The sequence below is a fragment of the Pseudidiomarina planktonica genome (genome assembly GCF_900177775.1).
Taxonomy (GTDB): domain Bacteria; phylum Pseudomonadota; class Gammaproteobacteria; order Enterobacterales; family Alteromonadaceae; genus Pseudidiomarina; species Pseudidiomarina planktonica.
Genome location: NZ_FXWH01000001.1, coordinates 1,652,445 through 1,670,612, shown reverse-complemented (window position 1 = coordinate 1,670,612; position 18,168 = coordinate 1,652,445). Strand labels below are relative to the sequence as shown.

General features: G+C 49.2%; 15 protein-coding genes and 2 tRNA genes. 13 read left to right on the top strand and 4 right to left on the bottom strand.

Translation table 11 applies throughout. The annotated features are described in order from the left end of the window. Positions 1-14: 14 nt before the first annotated feature. Positions 15-2,036: an NAD-dependent DNA ligase LigA gene (gene ligA, locus CCE91_RS07885; RefSeq protein ID WP_407681281.1), complete on the top strand. Its 2,022-nt coding sequence runs from the start codon at positions 15-17 to the stop codon at positions 2,034-2,036. A 20-nt stretch (positions 2,037-2,056) separates the two neighbouring features. Here ligA and CCE91_RS07880 read toward each other — a convergent pair whose 3' ends face one another. The 3 genes from CCE91_RS07880 to gloB form a co-directional block, all read right to left on the bottom strand. After that, positions 2,057-2,569: a hypothetical protein gene (locus CCE91_RS07880; RefSeq protein ID WP_086434636.1), complete on the bottom strand. Its 513-nt coding sequence runs from the start codon at positions 2,567-2,569 to the stop codon at positions 2,057-2,059. Between the two features lie 40 nt (positions 2,570-2,609). Then, the gene (locus CCE91_RS07875) at positions 2,610-4,244 is read right to left on the bottom strand and encodes a lytic transglycosylase (RefSeq protein WP_086434635.1); all 1,635 of its coding nucleotides are present in this window, start codon (positions 4,242-4,244) and stop codon (positions 2,610-2,612) included. Positions 4,245-4,329: 85 nt separating this feature from the next. Then, complete coding sequence (gene gloB, locus CCE91_RS07870) at positions 4,330-5,166, bottom strand: hydroxyacylglutathione hydrolase (protein WP_086434634.1); 837 nt, start codon at positions 5,164-5,166, stop codon at positions 4,330-4,332. Between the two features lie 58 nt (positions 5,167-5,224). On the opposite strand from gloB, the gene CCE91_RS07865 reads away from it, so the two are divergent. The 5 genes from CCE91_RS07865 to CCE91_RS07845 all read left to right on the top strand — a co-directional run bounded on the left by CCE91_RS07865 (position 5,225) and on the right by CCE91_RS07845 (position 8,101). Beyond that, positions 5,225-5,977: a methyltransferase domain-containing protein gene (locus tag CCE91_RS07865; RefSeq protein ID WP_086434633.1), complete on the top strand. Its 753-nt coding sequence runs from the start codon at positions 5,225-5,227 to the stop codon at positions 5,975-5,977. Between the two features lie 108 nt (positions 5,978-6,085). Next, on the top strand, positions 6,086-6,829 hold the full coding sequence (locus CCE91_RS07860; RefSeq protein WP_086434632.1) for a sulfite exporter TauE/SafE family protein: 744 nt from the start codon (positions 6,086-6,088) through the stop codon (positions 6,827-6,829). A 10-nt stretch (positions 6,830-6,839) separates the two neighbouring features. Further along, positions 6,840-7,226, top strand: a complete 387-nt coding sequence (locus CCE91_RS07855; protein ID WP_086434631.1) for a rhodanese-like domain-containing protein — start codon at positions 6,840-6,842, stop codon at positions 7,224-7,226. Between the two features lie 31 nt (positions 7,227-7,257). Then, on the top strand, positions 7,258-7,683 hold the full coding sequence (locus CCE91_RS07850) for a YeeE/YedE family protein (protein ID WP_086434630.1): 426 nt from the start codon (positions 7,258-7,260) through the stop codon (positions 7,681-7,683). Beyond that, complete coding sequence (locus CCE91_RS07845; protein ID WP_086434629.1) at positions 7,676-8,101, top strand: DUF6691 family protein; 426 nt, start codon at positions 7,676-7,678, stop codon at positions 8,099-8,101. Before CCE91_RS07850 ends, CCE91_RS07845 begins: the two co-directional genes overlap by 8 nt. Before the next feature lie 18 nt (positions 8,102-8,119). Here the strand turns inward: CCE91_RS07845 and rnhA are convergent, their stop codons facing one another. After that, the gene (gene rnhA, locus CCE91_RS07840; RefSeq protein WP_086434628.1) at positions 8,120-8,593 is read right to left on the bottom strand and encodes a ribonuclease HI; all 474 of its coding nucleotides are present in this window, start codon (positions 8,591-8,593) and stop codon (positions 8,120-8,122) included. A gap of 52 nt (positions 8,594-8,645) precedes the next feature. On the opposite strand from rnhA, the gene dnaQ reads away from it, so the two are divergent. The 7 genes from dnaQ to accA all read left to right on the top strand — a co-directional run bounded on the left by dnaQ (position 8,646) and on the right by accA (position 18,163). Continuing rightward, positions 8,646-9,350 (top strand): DNA polymerase III subunit epsilon, encoded by a 705-nt coding sequence (dnaQ, locus tag CCE91_RS07835; RefSeq protein WP_086434627.1) that lies wholly within the window; start codon positions 8,646-8,648, stop codon positions 9,348-9,350. A 32-nt stretch (positions 9,351-9,382) separates the two neighbouring features. Beyond that, positions 9,383-10,654, top strand: a complete 1,272-nt coding sequence (locus CCE91_RS07830) for a TIGR03503 family protein (RefSeq protein WP_086434626.1) — start codon at positions 9,383-9,385, stop codon at positions 10,652-10,654. Between the two features lie 145 nt (positions 10,655-10,799). Further along, a tRNA-Asp gene (locus CCE91_RS07825) sits at positions 10,800-10,876 on the top strand. A gap of 38 nt (positions 10,877-10,914) precedes the next feature. Next, a tRNA-Asp gene (locus tag CCE91_RS07820) sits at positions 10,915-10,991 on the top strand. Between the two features lie 355 nt (positions 10,992-11,346). Then, complete coding sequence (locus tag CCE91_RS07815; protein ID WP_086434625.1) at positions 11,347-13,527, top strand: M3 family metallopeptidase; 2,181 nt, start codon at positions 11,347-11,349, stop codon at positions 13,525-13,527. 181 nt (positions 13,528-13,708) lie between these two features. Then, the gene (gene dnaE / locus CCE91_RS07810; RefSeq protein ID WP_086434624.1) at positions 13,709-17,191 is read left to right on the top strand and encodes a DNA polymerase III subunit alpha; all 3,483 of its coding nucleotides are present in this window, start codon (positions 13,709-13,711) and stop codon (positions 17,189-17,191) included. Between the two features lie 15 nt (positions 17,192-17,206). Continuing rightward, positions 17,207-18,163, top strand: a complete 957-nt coding sequence (gene accA / locus CCE91_RS07805) for an acetyl-CoA carboxylase carboxyl transferase subunit alpha (RefSeq protein WP_086434623.1) — start codon at positions 17,207-17,209, stop codon at positions 18,161-18,163. Positions 18,164-18,168 lie beyond the last annotated feature (5 nt).

The following is an 18,168-nucleotide window of genomic DNA, read 5'->3' as shown; positions in this document are numbered from 1 at the left end:
TTAACCAAACCATGATGAACAGCAGTCAGGCCGCGCAGCGTGTCGCCGAATTACACGACTTACTGAGTCGCTACAATCGTGAGTATTACGAGCACGATGCTCCTTCTATACCAGATGCTGAATATGATCGGTTGTTTCGCGAGTTGCAGCAGTTGGAAGAGCAATACCCAGAATTGCTGAATGCGGCTTCACCCACTCAGAAGGTAGGTAGCGCACCACTTGCCGAGTTCACCCAGGTAACCCACGAGTTACCTATGCTGTCGCTGGACAATGCGTTTGATGAACCCTCCTTTGATGCTTTCTGTGAACGAATTGAGAAGCGGCTGGATACCCGCGACGCCATCGCTTTTTGTTGTGAACCCAAACTAGACGGCGCTGCGGTGAGCTTGTTGTATGAGCAAGGCACTTTGGTGCGCGCAGCCACTCGTGGTGATGGTCAGCGCGGCGAAGACATAACCGTAAACGTAAAAACTATTCGCAACGTGCCGCTGCAACTGCGCGGTGACGTGCCTGATCGCATTGAAATTCGCGGTGAAGTATTTATGCCATTGCAGGGCTTTGAAAAGTTTAATGAACAAGCGCTGCAAGCGGGCCTGAAACCTTTTGCCAATCCACGCAACGCGGCAGCGGGCAGCTTACGCCAGCTAGATTCGCGCATAACGGCGCAACGTCCGTTGCATTTTTACGCTTACGGATTGGGTTTTATCAGTAGCGAAAATAACTTGCCGAACACTCAATATGAGCGCTTGTTGCAGCTAAAAGAGTGGGGGCTGGCGGTAAGCCAGGAAGTACGGCGTGTGAGTGCCAAAGAAGGCGTGCATGCTTATTATCAGGATATTCTAAAGCGCCGCGGTGAACTGAAATACGAAATCGATGGTGTGGTAGTGAAAGTGGATTACCTGCCATTTCAAAATGATCTGGGCTTTGTTGCCCGCGCGCCGCGGTGGGCCATTGCCTGGAAGTTTCCGGCTCAGGAAGAACTTACCACAGTAACTGGAGTTGATTTTCAGGTGGGGCGAACGGGGGCTATAACTCCTGTTGCTCGACTTGAGCCGGTATCGGTTGGTGGGGTAACTGTGTCCAACGCAACCTTGCACAATGCTGATGAAATTGAGCGTTTAGGCGTTCGCATTGGCGATGTGGTTACTATTCGCCGTGCGGGGGATGTGATTCCACAAGTGGTCGGGGTGGTGCTGGATCGCCGTCCGGAAAACACGCATGCCATAGAGTTTCCGAGTCACTGTCCTGAATGTGATTCGCAAGTTGAAAAAGTGGCCGGTGAAGCTGTTACCCGTTGTACCGGTGGGCTTATTTGTGCGGCGCAACGCAAGCAGGCGCTAAAACATTTTGCTTCGCGCAAAGCCATGGATATTGATGGGCTGGGCGACAAGCTGATTGATCAGTTGGTGGATGCTGACAAGTTACATTCGCCCGCTGAACTGTATGAGCTAAGCGAAGCTGAGCTTGCCAGTATGCCGCGTATGGGCGAAAAGTCAGCTCGCAATATTGTTGCGGCTATTGAGAAGAGTAAAGCGACTACCTTACCGCGCTTTCTGTACGCATTAGGTATTCGAGAGGTAGGTGAAGCAACTGCGCTGAACCTGGCTGAGCATTTTGGCAGCCTGGATGCACTCATGGCGGCGAGCATAGAACAATTACAGGAAGTGAGTGATGTGGGCGTAGTGGTAGCTGAGCATCTGTATGCCTTCTTTCAGGAACCCCACAACCAGCAGGTTGTGCAGCAGTTGGTGCAGCGCAGCGGTATTAATTGGCCAGCAGTTACTGTGGTGGCGGCAACGAATGCGTCGTTAGCGGGCAATACCTACGTATTAACAGGTACACTAACCCAGTTGACGCGCGACGAAGCCAAGCAAGCATTACAGGCGCGTGGGGCGAAAGTGTCAGGCAGTGTTTCCAGCAAAACGACAGCGGTTATTGCGGGCGATAACGCGGGGTCTAAACTGGCGAAAGCGGAGCAGTTGGGCGTGCCGGTGTTGTCTGAAGATGATCTGCAGCAACTGATTGCTGCAGATTAATTAGTAGATGAACCAGAGCATCATTCGATGCTCTTGGCACTCAAATCTTTCTTATAACCACTGCCGTTAATTCCAATTAAACCGGTATCATCAAATTCAAACATGATGGTTGGATGCGTGGTGTCCAGCAGCATATTGCGGTCATCAATCAGTACCCGGTAATCATTCAATGAGGCCTGTTTACTATCAGCGGGCGCAGTTCTTTGAATGCGAATACGATGGTCGCCAACGCGCACATCAAAGCCATGCAACGAGCCTTGCGCAAACTCAGGAACATATAAGTCACCGTTCTTGCCAACAATCATGTTCAAAATGTAGTTCGGTGGCACTGAGTCGGTGGCTACTTTTTGCTTACCTGCGTGAAAGTAGGTTTGGCCATTATCGTTCAGGAACGCGAACTGATAATCCAACGGTGCCGTGCGTCCTGAAGGATAGGTGATAGTGCCTTTTAGCGGCTCTACCCAGTCAGCAAAAGCAGGCAATGATAAGCTGGCTAAGCCGAGCGCAAGGCATGCGTGAATAATGGTTTTCATGACTGTTCTCCCACCACTGTCGAGGCTTGGTAAAATGCTGTTAAATATTTAAGTTGGTAACATCAACAAATAGTTTTAATTGCTGCCCAGGTTGCAAATAAGCACCTCTACTTATTTTGTTCCATTTTTCAATTTCTGCAATAGTGACGTTAAAGCGACCGGCAATTCGTGCCAGCGAATCACCCTGACGCACCCGATAGCTTAAGCCCCGAATGACACCTTCACGGTTATTTGGGGTAACCTGCGGAGCTTCACTCAACCATACTGCCAGTTTTTGTCCGGGCCGCAACATGTCGGTAGGAGCCATGCCGTTCCATTTTGCAAGTTGGCGCAAGTTCACGTCATACTCACGACTGATATCCCATAAAGTGTCACCAGCGTTTACTTGATAGTCTACGCGGTGTTTGCCTTTTGGATTGGCCTGGGTAGCGGCCAGTCGTGCATCAGCGGATAAGCTGTAGTCTTCAAGGTCACGTGCTGCAACCGGAATTAACAAGTAATCACCCGCGCGAATAATGCTACCGGAAATATTGTTTACCCGTTGAATCACGTCGGGTGTGGTGTGGTATTTATTGGCGATAACCAACAAACTTTCGCCAGAACTGACGTGATGGCGCTCCCATTTGAGCCAGTCTGCCGCGTTGGTAATTGCCAGTTGTGTGCGTAATGCTGAAGCATTGGCGCGGGGTAGCATCAGGCGGTGCGGCCCTGCTGGTGCCGTTGCCCAGCGATTATAACCAGAGTTGTAGTGATGGAGCTCAGACAGGTCAAGCTCCGCCATTTCAGCTGCCATGGCTAAATCAATTTGGCTGTCTACGGTAACAATATCTAAGTAAGGTTCGTTGGCGATTGGATAGAAACTAAATTCGTAGTTATCTGAGTGTTTCAGGATATCGGCCAGGGCTAATAGTTTGGGTACATAGGCCCGGGTTTCGCGGGGCAAGTCAAGCGACCAGAAGTCGGTTGGCTTACCCTGTCGCTTATTCTTTCGAATGGCATTAGCTACCCGGCCTTCGCCTGAGTTATAAGCCGCCAGCGCATGCAACCAGTTACCATCGAAAAACTTGTGCAGCCGTTCTAAATAGTCGAGCGCAGCATGGGTGGCTGCGTAAACGTCACGGCGGCCGTCGTACCACCAGTTAATTTCTAATCCATAATGAATAGCTGTGCCGGGAATAAACTGCCAAATACCGGACGCGCGGCCATGGGAATAGGCGAAAGGATCAAAAGCACTTTCTACAATGGGTAATAAGGCTAATTCTAATGGCAGTTGGCGGCGTTCAATTTCTTCAACAATGAAATGCAAAAATGGTTCGGCGCGCTTGCCGACTCTGTCCATGTAGGCTGGATTACGTAAATACCAGTTGCGCTGTGCCTGCAGGCGCGGAATTTCCGGGGCTACAAAATGTAATTGGTCACGAATACGATCCCATAAGAACTCCTGTTCTTGTGGGGTGGGTGGAACTTCAACAGCAACAATGGCATCTTCTGGGACAGACTGTGCTTCGACTGCTTGAGACTCTGACGCTTCATCATTCTCTACACTGGCCTGTGCGGAGCTTTGGTTGGTGCCAGGAGTAACGAACTCGTCATCACCAATTAGTGGCCACGACGAGGTCATTTGGCAACCTGACAATAATAAGGTCAGGCAGGCGCCCAGATACACTTTTTTCATCTACATCAATCCTGTTGTGCTGTATTAGAGTTATCAGCGGTATTGATGTCTGTTACTGACACCATGTGTACCGCAGTTTACTGAATTAAAATTTGTCTTTCCACTGTCTAATAAAGGCGAAAACTTCGGCAGTGTTATCGGGGGCACTTCCATGCTTGTCCTGATACACCTTTATAATACTATCGGCGTTGCAGCGTAAAAATGGATTAATTAAACGTTCAGTAACCAACAAACTGGGTACCGTTGGTTTACCTTGCTCGCGCCATTGCTCGGCTTGTTGTTGATAATCAGCAAGAGCTTGATTGTCAGGTTCAACCGCCCGGGCAAATTTCAGATTCGCCAGAGTGTACTCATGAGCACAATAGACGGCGGTGGCGTCCGGCAGTTCCGCCAGCTTTCGTAAAGATTCAACGAAACCTGTTGGGGTGCCCTCAAACATTCGGCCGCAGCCGCCAGAAAACAGGGTGTCACCACAGAATAAGTAACCCGGTGTATAAAACGCTATGTGATCCAGAGTGTGCCCTGGCGTGCTTAATACCTGAAAACTTCGCTGCAACACATCCAAACTAATAGTGTCTTGATCTCGAACTACCTTGGTTATGCCTGCAATATTGGAGTTGTCGGGGCCAATCACCGGGCATTTATAAGCCGCAACCAGCTCCCCAATGCCACCAGTGTGATCGTGGTGATGATGGGTAATAAGTATTCCCGCTAAGGTATTTTGGGTTTGCTCTAACCAATCCAGCACTGGCTTAGCGTCACCCGGGTCGACAATAATAACCGGCTCATTGCTGCTCGCTTGCAGTGCCCATATGTAATTATCATCAAAGGCAGGAATAGCTGTGACTATTAATTCGTTATTATTAAGCTCATGATGAGAGTGCGTATCCGTTGATCGCTCACTTGCGAATTCAGATGCCATGATGCAGTCTCCTGTATAGTGTGCTGATGGTTATAGGTTAACACAAGGACCTGGTTTTATGGTCTTAAAGCCGGCTTTATTAGAACATAGTGAAAACCCTCCCGAACTCTGGTCTGAACTGGCTCAGGGCAATTGGCTGCAGGCGCAGGCGAATGACATTCTAAAGCCGGTTTGGCCGCGGGTATTTGGTTACCACCTGGTTACTTACGGTGGTCTTGCCGGCAAACTCGAAACACAAAACTCCCATATTCGGCATCAATTTAGTGTGGGCACCCATGCTGATGCGCAGGTGCGCGCCGACGGGGTGGCCTGGCCCTTTGCCGAGAGCAGTCTGGATGCTATTGCCTGTGTCGCCATGCTTGAATTTGAAAGCGACCCGCATCGTTTGCTACGTGAGTTTAGCCATAGTTTGATTGCCGACGGACACCTGATTTTGGTTGGTATGAACCCGTTGAGTCCGGCAGTACTACCCGGATTATGGCGCGGTGGTAAGCATGCTTACCCATGGCGGGGACGTTACTTTACTCGGGCACGGGTATTGGATTGGCTGGCGGTGCTCAATTACGAAGTTACTACGTGCGAGTATTTTGCGCCCACTTGGTTACTACCTAATGGTGAGCCGCCCGGTTGGGGCATCACCCGTATGGCTAACTATGTGCCGCAAATGGGGTCTATGTACCTGATTGTGGCGCGCAAACGCGAGCATGCGGTTAGGCCTATTCAACACTCCGTGAGAAAAGTAGCTGTAAATGGTTTAAAGCTGGCGAACTATTCTCAAAAAGGCATTGCTAAAAAGCATTCTTCCTCTTAAAATAAAAAAGTAATAAGCATATATCAGAAAAGAATATATAGGTTTATCAATTGCTTTTCAGCTAGATAATAAATCTGCTTTATTTATAGCTTAAGTAAGGACCCGCAAATGGCATTGCTAGGTGCAATAATAATTGGCTTGAGCCTTGGTCTGTTCGGCTCCGGCGGCTCAATTTTAACTGTGCCAGTATTACTTTATATGGTTGGGCAGGAGCCTAAACTTGCTATTGCGTCCTCGTTGCTGGTGGTTGCCGGCATTAGCTTTATGGCCAGCCTGCCCAATTTACGCAAAGCAATTATTAGCTGGCGCCACGTGCTATTTTTTGGCGTACCGGGAATGTTTGGTACTTACGGTGGGGCCTGGCTGGGGGGCATGGTTGAAAGCTGGGTGCAGTTGTTCGTATTTGCCGGCCTGATGCTAGTAGCTGCGGTATTTATGTGGCGCAAGCGAGCTATTACTGAATTACCACCGTTAGCCTGGCGCCCCTGGAAAGTTTTAGCTGAGGGTACCATAGTTGGTGTTATCACCGGTTTTGTTGGGGTTGGTGGTGGCTTTCTTATCGTGCCCGCATTGGTTATTTTAGGTGGTTTAGCGCTGCCAGTTGCGGTAGCCAGTAGTCTGGTAATTATTTCGCTAAAGTCGTTTGTGGGATTTGGCAAGTATTATCAGGTACTAGTGCTGGAAGGCTATAGTTTTGACTGGCAGGTCATTGGTCTGATGGTGGTGGCTGGTTTCATTGGTAGTGTTCTGGGCGGCTGGTTGGGTAGCCGTATTCCGGCAAAGCCCCTGCAGCGCGGTTTTGCGATATTTTTAGTGATAATGGCGATATACGTTGTTATTCGTACAATTTAGGAGGTAAAGCATGATTTCAGCACAAGAGTTGTGCGCGCAGGCGCGCAGTAACGTTGAAGAAGTATCTGTGGATGAGCTTTATGAAAGACTCAATCACGGTGCTCGTGCTATTGATGTTCGAGAGCCTGAAGAATACGCGGTAGGGCACATTCATCGTGTGGTAAACATGCCACGCGGGGTGTTAGAAATGCAATTACATCAACACCCTGATGTTGCTGGCTACGACGATGCTTTGTCGCGTATTGCCGACGAGCCGCTATATTTGATCTGTCGTAGTGGTGGCCGTTCGGCGCTAGCGGCAGAGTCGTTAACGCGAATGGGATTTACCAAAGTGTATTCAGTGGCTGGCGGCATGAACGCCTGGCTTGATGCCCGGTATCCGCAAGTAGGCGGATAAGCTGAGCTTTATTAGTTAAGGAGCGGATTCTATGGAAACAACCTTTACGCCGGTTTCGGCTGCCATTGGTGGCGTCTTCATTGGTTTGGGCGGTTTATTACTGTATTTGTTCCTGGGGCGTATTGCCGGTATTTCGGGCATTATTGCCGGCGCCATGGGGCAGCGCGAAGGGCGTGGCTGGCGGCTGGCCTTCATCATTGGCTTATTAGTCGGGCCCAGCGTTGTACTCTGGTTCGATCCGACCTTTCATTTTAATAGTCCGTTATTAAGCGTTACCGTCATTATTGCTGGTTTATTGGTTGGGCTTGGCACCCGTTGGGGCAGTGGCTGTACATCGGGTCATGGTGTTTGTGGCGTGAGCCGCATGTCAACGCGCTCTATTGTCGCCACTGTGTTGTTCGTTGGTGTGGGAATTCTGGTTGCCAGCTTAATCAATGCGGGAGTAGCTTATGCGTAATCATTTATTTGCGTTCATTGCGGGCCTGCTTATGTCTATTGGCATTACCTACTCGCAAATGATTGACCCAATTAAAGTAAAAGCTTTCTTAGATGTTTTGGGAAACTGGGACCCTACGTTACTGGTGGTAATGGTAAGTGCTCTCATAACCTATGGTATTGGTTTTGCTCTGATTCGGAAGCGCACCAAGCCAGTTTTCGCACCAAAATTTCACTTACCTGAAAAACGTGATGTTGATCGTCCGTTGGTTGTAGGTTCGGTGTTGTTCGGAGCTGGTTGGGGCTTGGTGGGTTATTGTCCGGGTCCGGCCATGGCGGCGTTGCTTGCCGGCAGCTTGGGTACTCTGGGCTTTGTCGCGGCTATGCTGCTTGGCTTTGTCCTAGCCGGCAAATTTCCGTTACCGGCGGGCACTAAATAAACGCAGTAATTGCCGGCTTTAGCTTGGGTTAAAGCCGGTATCTTCCTGTAATTTGTTTGACTCAGCAGCGGTGCGGGCAAGCACGTCACAACGCTCGTTTTGCGGATGTCCGGAGTGACCTTTTACCCAATGCCATTCAATAGTATGCCGCTGACATTGCTCATCCAACTGTTGCCATAAGTCTACATTTTTTACCGCCTGTTTACTGGCTGTGCGCCAACCGTTGCGCTTCCAGTTGTGTATCCATTGTTGAATACCCTGACGTAAATACTGGCTGTCAGTGGTCAATTCCACCACACAACCCTCTGTTAATGCCGCTAAGGCTTTAATGGCCGCCAGCATTTCCATGCGATTATTCGTGGTAAGACGATAGCCCTCGGCCAGCTCTTTCACGTGCTTGCCGTATTCGATTACAGCGCCATAACCGCCGGGACCGGGGTTACCTAAACAAGATCCGTCGGTATAAATGGTGACGTGCTTCTGCTGACTCATAGTTATTGCTACTATATTGCGTTAAAGCGGCAAAGTATAAACAGGAATCGCCATGCGTCAAATTGTACTGGACACTGAAACTACCGGATTAGACCCGAAACAAGGTCATCGAATTATCGAAATTGGCTGCATTGAGGTTATCGATCGCAAACGCACGGGTAATCATTTTCACGTTTATATCAACCCGGAGCGGCTGGTGGAGCAAGAAGCTATTGACGTGCATGGCATCACCAACGAGTTTCTGCAGGACAAACCTATATTTGGCCAAATCGCCGACGACTTTTTTGATTTTATCAAAGGCGGTGAGTTGGTTATTCATAATGCCCCCTTTGACGTTGGCTTCATGGATCACGAATTCGCTGCATTTGGCAGCAAATACGGCACCACTGCTCAGCACTGTAAGATTCTGGATACCTTACAAATGGCGCGGCAATTACGCCCGGGCCAAAAGAACAATCTGGATGCGTTATGTCGGGCGTTCAGTGTTGATAACTCGGGTCGGGACTTCCACGGCGCTTTATTAGATGCTGAGCTACTAGCCGATGTTTATCTGGCCATGACCGGTGGTCAGCGCAAATTAGATTTAGCCGCGAAAGCCAAACAGCAAGGTGAAGGGGACGCCCGCGGTATTATTCGTTTAACAAATAAACCTGAGCTAAAGATTATTCCTGCATCTGCCGATGAAGAAGTAGCCCACCGTGAACGTCTGGACGTGGTGGAAGCAGAGGGAGGAAGCTGCCGTTGGTCGCAGTCTTAACACGATTTAGTTGGCTGGTTGTTTTAATCGGGATGATGCCCGCGTGGGCGGCTGCGCAAACAAATTTTGAGTTACCGCCACCACCGGAAGATCCAGCCGAAGTTTTGACCATGCTGGACGAACCCGGCAAAGCAAAGTTGCCTATTCTTGGGCGGCGCTTCCGTATTGATTTCCAAATTGACCAAATCACCTTGGTCTTCTTTCGCGAGCTCGGTAGTGCACCGGTGGTATTAATTCAACCGGACGGCACTAAGTGGTATGCAGCGAAACACCCGCGTGAGAATGTCACCTGGCACAGTCAGGCTGAATTCGACATGATTACCATCGACAAGCCGCAACCTGGCCCCTGGCAAGTATCAGGACGCGTGTTGCCTGATAGCTCTGCAATGGTGGTTACTGAAGTACAGTTTCACCCAGATCCTATTCCAAATCCGCTGTATGCGGGTGAAACGCTGAAAGTGAGTGGCAGGTTAACCAATGGCGGTAAGCCGATTGAGATGCCGGCGTTTCGCGATGTTATTAAGCTCGATGTGATTTTTATCAGCAGTAATAATCCGGAATACGATAATTTCGGGGTGGATCCGACTCGAGTTGGTGAATTCCGTGACGATGGCCGTGATCTGGACGAGGTACAAGGTGATGGCGAGTTTACTGGTAGCTTTAAATTAAACGTTCGCCCTGGTGAGTATCGGCCGACCTATCGTGTTTCCACACCTTTGCTACAGCGCTCAGTGCAACAGGATTTGGTGATAGTTAAGCCGTTGCCGGTGGCAATAGAAGTAGAAAAAGCCAAGACAGTGGATGGTGATCACAAGTTATTGCTGACACCTGACACAGAGGTTATTAAGCCCGGTTCGCTGGTGGTTAACGGTCGCACCCTATACCCGAATGCTGAAAGCGAAGAGTGGTCGGTTAATACCGCGCAGGAAGCGCCTTATGAGGTGGCAATTCCAAGTTATGCCTTTGGTCGGTATGTAATTACCATGGACGTGTTTGCCACTGACAATAATGGGCGAGAGTTTATAGCCACAGCGGAAGCGTTTGAATTTATAGCTAACGAACCACCGCCGCCTGAACCTACCGCCGCAGAGCGTGCTGAGCGAGAACGTTTACGTGTTGAAGCCGAGCGGGCAGAGCAGGAACGGCTGGCCGAACAACAAGCTCAGCAAATGATTTGGCGAGTGGTCATTATTCTACTGGCGAATATTTTAATTATCGCGCTGGCGGTTGGACTCTGGTGGTGGCTGCGTCGGCGTAAAGCCAAGTCGGCTGAAGTGGCAGAATCAGCCGAAGAAACTACATAAAAGATACAAAAATAAAGCGTTCTGATTAGAATTCAGCCAAACAGCATCTTTTATCTAAAAAAAGGTTGACGGAAGCAGCCGCCGCTCGTAATATTCACGCCGCGTTGAGGGGGTGTTCTGACAAGTCCCACAATGCAGGAAAGCTGGAGCGGTAGTTCAGTTGGTTAGAATACCGGCCTGTCACGCCGGGGGTCGCGGGTTCGAGTCCCGTCCGCTCCGCCACTTTCCCTTGTTTTAAGATTTTTAAGTAATGCCGCTGCGGAGCGGTAGTTCAGTTGGTTAGAATACCGGCCTGTCACGCCGGGGGTCGCGGGTTCGAGTCCCGTCCGCTCCGCCATTTACTTAGCTTCCCCCTAAGTTCCGAGTTATTTCCCCTAGAGTTTTAAACTCAATACGAAATCACCTTTTGAATTCTAACCAGAATTCGCAGTATCTTTGTTGCTGCCGTTCTCATTAGCCCTGTGCTGAACTCTTCCCCTATAATTATCGTTCCCTATAATTATCGAGCTCCCCTGAATTGGGTTCAAAAGCGGCATTTGTGCTACGAGTAACACTTGAGCATTGGTCGCCACGAGCGTACATTATTAGCGCCTAATTTAAACAGAATTTTGTTATGCTCACGCAAGTCATTGTGTTTGAGATAACCAGATTCACAAAACTAGTACTATAAGAATAACCAAGGAGAACATGACATGCGTAAGAGTCTACTAGCGGTTGCAGTTACAGCTGCACTAACCGTTGCGGCTTGTTCGGACGTTGAGAAAGCAGAAACTCAATCTACCGAAGCTGCTCAAGAGCAACAGGCAAGTGCCGATTTTAATCAAGCGAATCCATTCTACGCGCCAAGCGATTTACCTTTCATGGCGCCAGATTTCACCAAAATTAAATTTGAACATTATCGTCCTGCACTACTGGCCGGTATTGAGCAACATGCGGATGAAATTGAACTGATTGCCAACAGTCAGGAAGCCCCAACATTCGACAACACTATTGTGGCAATGGAACGCGCTGGCAGCCTGCTCAGTCGTACAGCATCTGTGTTCTACAATTTGGCTGGTTCTGATAGCAATGACGATATGCGTGCATTGCAAACTGAAATGGCACCAAAACTGGCAGCTCACAGCGATAACATCAACTTAAACGCTGACCTGTTTGCACGCGTGAAATCAGTGTACGAACAGCGTCAAGGGCTTGAATTGAACCCTGAGCAAGTGCGTTTGGTAGAAGATTACTATAAGCAGTTCGTTCGCGCTGGTGCACAGCTTAACGATGAACAACAAGCCGAGATTCGTGAATTAAACAAAGAGCTGTCTTCGTTAACTACCGAATTCCAGAAAAGCCTGATGGCGCTGGTAAATGAAAACCTGATTGTGGTTGAAGACAAGGCGCAGTTAGCTGGTTTAAGCGACGCTCGCATTCAGTCTTTAGCTGATGCAGCTAAATCACGCGATATGGAAGGTAAGTATGTTATTACCTTAAGCAACACCACTCGCCAGTCAATTTTAGGTGAGCTGGAAAATCGCGAATTGCGTCAACGCGTATTCGAAGCTTCGGCGAATCGTGGTACCGGTAACACTGAAACTTCAACGTTACCTATGGTTAAGAAATTGGCCGAACTGCGTGCCGATAAAGCTGCGCTGCTGGGTTATAACTCCTGGGGTGATTACGTGCTGGAAAACAGCATGGCGAAAACTCCTGTAGCAGCTCAACAATTGCTGCGTGACTTAGTGCCAGCTGTTATTAGTAACGTTGACGCTGAGAAAGAAGCAATTCAGGAAATGATTGAAGCTGAAGGCGGCGACTTTACTGTGAAGCCTTGGGACTGGGCATTTTATGCTGAGAAAGTTCGCGCTGAGAAATATGCACTGGATGGCGATCAAGTAAAACAATACTTCGAGTTTAACCGCGTGGTTGAAGACGGTGTGTTTTATGCCATGAATCAGTTATTTGGAATTAGCTTTGAAAAACGCGACGACATTCCGGTTTACCACGAAGACGTTGTGGTTTATGAAGTCAAAGACGTTGATGGGGAAACCTTAGGCTTGTTCTATGGCGACTGGTTTACTCGTGATTCTAAGCGCGGCGGTGCCTGGATGAGTTCATTCGTGTCGCAGTCTAACTTGATGGGTCATAAGCCAGTTATTTTGAACAACATGAACATTACCAAAGCTCCGGATGGCGAGCCTACGTTGTTGAGCTTTGATGAAGTGAGCACCATGTTCCATGAAATGGGACACGCGCTGCACGGTATGTTCTCTGACGTAATGTACCCGTCACTGGCCGGTACTTCGGTTTCTCGTGACTACGTTGAATTCCCGTCTACCTTCCAGGAAGACTGGACACTGAACGAGAAAGTGCTGAATAACTACGCCAAGCACTATCAAACCGGTGAGCAAATTCCAAAAGAGTTACTGGATAAAGTGCTAGCTGCGCGTAACTTCAATCAGGGTTATGACACGCTGGAATACATTGCTGCAGCGTTGTTGGACCTTGAGTACCATACGCTTTCAGAAGACGCTCAGGTAGATGATGTTGCTGCGTTTGAAGAAGCGGCACTAACGCGTAATGGCGTTAACTACGAAGCCGTACCTCCGCGTTATCGTTCGCCTTACTTCGCGCACGTGTTTGCCGGTGGTTACTCAGCTGGCTACTACGCTTATATGTGGAGTGAAATCCTGGCTGCAGATGCCTTTGCATATATGCAGGAGCAGGGTGGTTTGACGCTGGAAAATGGACAAGAATTCCGTAACAAAATCTTGTCGCAAGGTAACAGCAAAGATCCAATGCAACAGTACATTGATTTCCGTGGTCAGGAACCAACCGTTGAAGCATTGCTTGAACGTCGTGGTTTAACCGACCCAGCGATCGACTAATAGTGTTGTTGGTTTTATGAAAGCAAGCCGCAGTGGATATCCACTGCGGCTTTTTTTTACCTAAAATAGTGCATTGCTGAGCTGTAGCGTGCGCAATTGCACATGACATCAGCACCTACTTCAGGCAGAATAAAACGTCTTTCTGAGGATAAAAATAATTACCAACCAGATGCCAGTCGACATGCCAAGCGAAAACCAGCAACAGGCGAATGCCACTTTTATTCATTTACGCTTACACAGCGATTTTTCGATGGTCGATGGACTGCCGAAAATAGGCCCTGTGTGTGAGGCTGTGGCCGGTCTTGATATGCCTGCGGTAGCATTGACTGACCAAATGAATATGTGTGGTTTGGTGCGGTTTTATCGTACGGCGCACAAGCATGGTTTAAAGCCAATTGTTGGGGTGGATTTATGGGTACTGGACGGTGACGATGAGCCTGCGTTTCGTTTAACTGCTTTGGCCATGAACAACGATGGCTACCAACAACTCACCCAGCTCATTTCCAGAGCTTATTTACGTGGTCATGTAAAAGGCCGACCTTGTATTGATAAAGCCTGGTTGGCAGAACATAGCAATGGCGTATTGCTGCTTTCCGGCGGCTTGCAGGGTGATATTGGACGCTTGTTAGTGCAGCAAAAAACTGCCGAAGCAGAAGCGGCGCTGAGCTTTTATCAGCAGCACTTCCCAAACCGTTTTTATCTGGAGTTATCGCGCACCGGCAGACCTCAGGAAGAAGACCAGTTACATGCTGCGGTTGCACTTGCTGCAGCCACAGATACCCCAGTGGTGGCCACTAACGAAGTGGTGTTTTTGCATCGTGAAGATTACGCGGCACATGAGATCCGCGTTGCGATTCACGATGGTTATACGCTGGATGACCGGCGCAGACCGAAATTATATAGCGAGCAGCAATACCTGCGCTCGCCGGCTGAAATGCAAAGCCTGTTCGAAGATATCCCGGAAGCGCTGGCTAACACCGTTGAAATTGCCAAACGCTGCAATGTGACCGTGCGGTTAGACGAATACTTTTTGCCGGAATTCCCAACCGGCGGTATGACCCCGGGCGACTTTTTAGTTAAAAAGTCTCAGGAAGGACTGGAAGAGCGGCTGCAACATTTATTCCCCGATGCTACTGAGCGCCAACAAAATCGGGCTGAGTACGACGAGCGTTTGCAAATTGAGTTGGACGTTATTAACCAAATGGGTTTTCCAGGTTACTTCCTGATCGTAATGGAATTTATTCAGTGGAGTAAAGACAACGGCATTCCGGTAGGGCCGGGCCGGGGTTCGGGTGCGGGCTCACTGGTTGCATACGCGCTTAAAATTACCGATTTGGATCCGTTGGAACTGGACTTGCTCTTCGAGCGATTTTTGAATCCGGAACGGGTATCCATGCCCGATTTCGATATCGACTTCTGCATGGATCGCCGTGACGAAGTGATTGATCACGTTGCCGATCTTTATGGCCGTGAAGCGGTATCTCAGATTATTACTTTCGGAACCCTTGCTGCGAAAGCCGCGATTCGCGACGTTGGCCGGGTGCAGGGGCATCCATACGGGTTTGTTGACCGGATTTCCAAGCTGGTGCCAATGGACCCGGGAATGACGCTGGCGAAAGCCTTTGAAGTAGAACCTAAGTTAGGCGAAATCTACAATCAGGATGAAGACGTTAAAGACCTGATTGATATGGCGCGCATTTTAGAAGGCGTTACCCGTAATGCTGGTAAGCACGCCGGTGGGGTAGTTATAGCCCCCACTAAAATCACTGACTTTTCGCCGCTGTATTGTGACGAAGAGGGTAATAACCCGGTTACTCAGTTTGATAAGAACGACGTGGAAACCGCTGGGTTGGTGAAGTTCGACTTCCTGGGGCTGCGTACCCTCACCATTATCCAGTGGGCGCTGGAAATGGTGAATGCTAAGCGTGACGCCGATCCTATTGCCATAGACGCTATTCCGCTGAATGACTCTACCTGCTTTAGATTATTAAAAGAGGGTAATACCACCGCCGTATTCCAGCTGGAATCGCGGGGTATGAAAGACTTAATTAAACGCCTGTTACCCGATAGCTTCGAAGACATTATTGCTTTGGTAGCCTTGTTCCGACCCGGGCCATTGCAATCAGGCATGGTGGATAACTTTATTGACCGGAAGCACGGTCGTGAGCAGGTGTCTTACCCGGACGCGCAATACCAGCATGACAGCTTAAAACCTATTCTGGAGCCCACTTACGGGGTTATTTTGTACCAGGAACAGGTTATGCAGATTGCACAGGTATTAGCAGGCTATACCCTAGGCGGCGCTGACTTGTTACGGCGTGCCATGGGTAAGAAGAAGCCGGAAGAGATGGAAAAGCAGCGGGCGATATTCGAAGAAGGCGCTGCGCAAAATGGCATTGATCCTGAACTGGCCATTAAGATATTCGACCTGGTAGAAAAATTTGCGGGTTATGGTTTTAACAAATCGCACTCGGCTGCTTACGCACTGGTTTCCTATCAAACTTTATGGCTGAAAACCCATTACCCGGCCGAGTTTATGGCGGCGGTAATGTCGGCTGATATGGATAATACCGACAAAATTGTAACCCTGGTGGATGAATGCCACCGACTGGGGCTGACCTTGTTACCGCCGGACGTGAACAAGGGCGAATATCGTTTTACCGTAGATGAAGACCAACAAGTCGTTTACGGCATTGGTGCTATTAAAGGTGTAGGCGAGGCGCCTATTGAAGCTATTTTGGCAGCACGCGCCGACGGGCCATTCAAAGATTTGTTCGACTTCTGTTGCCGGGTAGACCTTAAACGTTTGAATCGCCGCGTAATGGAACGTTTGATTCGTGCTGGCGCCATGGACAGCCTTGGCCCGCATCGTGCCGCGCTAACTGCCAGCTTAGAGAAAGCTATGCGCCAGGCCGAGCAGCACGCGCGAGCCGAAGAAATAGGGCAAAACGACCTGTTTGGCGTATTGGCAACAGAGTCGGAAAAAGTAGAACATGCCTTTGCCAAAGTAACCCCATGGTCTGAAGCCGTGTGGCTAGACGGCGAACGGGAAACGCTGGGGCTTTATTTAACTGGCCACCCGATCAACCGTTATCGGCGCGAACTCAAGCATTATGTGGCCGGAACCTTAGCGGATGTAACGACAACTGGTCGTGATCAAGTTACCCGGGTAGCAGGTTTGGTTATTGATGTGCGCATACTGACCAATAAAAAAGGTCACCGATGGGCTATTATTACCTTAGATGACAAAAGCGGTCGACTTGATGTACGGTTGTTTTCGCAAGAATACGAGCAGTATGAACAGCTGCTCATGAAAGACCAAATTCTGTGGGTGCAGGGAGAGGTCAGCTTTGATGATTACAGCGGTAGCAATACAATGACCGCCCGAGAAGTAAAAACGATAGTGAAAGCGCGGGAAGCTTATACCAAAGGGTTAGCACTGCAGGTAAGTGCTGATTTATGTAATGAAGCTTTTCTGAAGCGTCTGGAAGCCACCTTACAGCCACACAGTGGCGGTGCGTGTCCGGTATTTATAGACTATCAGCGTGATGACGCAAAAATTAGACTGGCAGCAAGCCATGAATGGTTTGTAACGCCAACCGATGAATTACTGCATGATGTAGAAACTTTGCTGGAAAAACAGCAGGTCAGCCTCGAATTTTAACAAAATGGTAACGCGATGAGCCTTAAATTTTTAGATTTCGAACAGCCTATTGCCGAGTTACAAGCACAAATTGACGAGCTTAAGAACGTTGGTGAGAAAGGTGATTTTGATATCAGTCTGGAAGATGAAATTAGTCGCTTGCAGGAAAAGCGGGTGCAACTTACCGAGAAAATTTTCTCGGATTTAGGTGCCTGGCAGGTCGCGCAAATGGCGCGTCATCCATTACGGCCTTACACGCTGGACTATATTGCTAACATGTTCACTGATTTCGACGAGTTGGCCGGTGATCGGGCGTTCGCGAATGACGAAGCTATTATTGGTGGTACTGCGCGCTTAGACGGTATGCCGGTTATGGTGATTGGCCAGCAAAAAGGCCGCGAAACCAAAGAAAAAATCCGTCGTAACTTCGGGATGCCGAAGCCTGAAGGCTATCGTAAAGCAATGCGCTTAATGGAAATGGCACAGCGCTTTAAAATGCCCATTGTCACCTTTATTGATACTCCGGGTGCTTATCCTGGCGTTGGCGCTGAAGAACGCGGCCAAAGTGAAGCTATTGCCCGTAACCTGAAAGTTATGGCGCGCCTGACGGTGCCGATTGTTTGTACCGTTATTGGTGAAGGCGGTTCCGGTGGAGCCCTGGCCATTGGCGTGGGCGACCGGGTTAACATGTTGCAGTTCAGTACCTACTCGGTTATTTCGCCGGAAGGTTGTGCTTCTATTTTATGGAAGAGCGCCGAGAAAGCACCGCTGGCAGCAGAAGCTATGGGTGTAACCGCACAGCGCAGTAAAGAGCTGGGCTTAATTGATGCGATAGTGGCTGAGCCGCTTGGTGGTGCCCATCGCGATCCGGAAGAAATGGCCAAACGTTTGAAAAAGCAGATTCTGGGCGATTTGAACGAGCTGGGTAAATTAGACAAAGTAGAATTGCTGGAACAGCGTTACGCGAAGCTGATGTCTTACGGCTACTGCTAACTTAA

Excerpts from the sequence above, each read along its gene's own strand:
- ligA (WP_407681281.1), top strand. The coding sequence starts at position 15 with ATGAACAGCAGTCAGGCCGCGCAGCGTGTCGCCGAATTACACGACTTA.
- CCE91_RS07880 (WP_086434636.1), bottom strand. The coding sequence starts at position 2,569 with ATGAAAACCATTATTCACGCATGCCTTGCGCTCGGCTTAGCCAGCTTA.
- CCE91_RS07875 (WP_086434635.1), bottom strand. The coding sequence starts at position 4,244 with ATGAAAAAAGTGTATCTGGGCGCCTGCCTGACCTTATTATTGTCAGGT.
- gloB (WP_086434634.1), bottom strand. The coding sequence starts at position 5,166 with ATGGCATCTGAATTCGCAAGTGAGCGATCAACGGATACGCACTCTCAT.
- CCE91_RS07865 (WP_086434633.1), top strand. The coding sequence starts at position 5,225 with ATGGTCTTAAAGCCGGCTTTATTAGAACATAGTGAAAACCCTCCCGAA.
- CCE91_RS07860 (WP_086434632.1), top strand. The coding sequence starts at position 6,086 with ATGGCATTGCTAGGTGCAATAATAATTGGCTTGAGCCTTGGTCTGTTC.
- CCE91_RS07855 (WP_086434631.1), top strand. The coding sequence starts at position 6,840 with ATGATTTCAGCACAAGAGTTGTGCGCGCAGGCGCGCAGTAACGTTGAA.
- CCE91_RS07850 (WP_086434630.1), top strand. The coding sequence starts at position 7,258 with ATGGAAACAACCTTTACGCCGGTTTCGGCTGCCATTGGTGGCGTCTTC.
- CCE91_RS07845 (WP_086434629.1), top strand. The coding sequence starts at position 7,676 with ATGCGTAATCATTTATTTGCGTTCATTGCGGGCCTGCTTATGTCTATT.
- rnhA (WP_086434628.1), bottom strand. The coding sequence starts at position 8,593 with ATGAGTCAGCAGAAGCACGTCACCATTTATACCGACGGATCTTGTTTA.
- dnaQ (WP_086434627.1), top strand. The coding sequence starts at position 8,646 with ATGCGTCAAATTGTACTGGACACTGAAACTACCGGATTAGACCCGAAA.
- CCE91_RS07830 (WP_086434626.1), top strand. The coding sequence starts at position 9,383 with ATGATGCCCGCGTGGGCGGCTGCGCAAACAAATTTTGAGTTACCGCCA.
- CCE91_RS07815 (WP_086434625.1), top strand. The coding sequence starts at position 11,347 with ATGCGTAAGAGTCTACTAGCGGTTGCAGTTACAGCTGCACTAACCGTT.
- dnaE (WP_086434624.1), top strand. The coding sequence starts at position 13,709 with ATGCCAAGCGAAAACCAGCAACAGGCGAATGCCACTTTTATTCATTTA.
- accA (WP_086434623.1), top strand. The coding sequence starts at position 17,207 with ATGAGCCTTAAATTTTTAGATTTCGAACAGCCTATTGCCGAGTTACAA.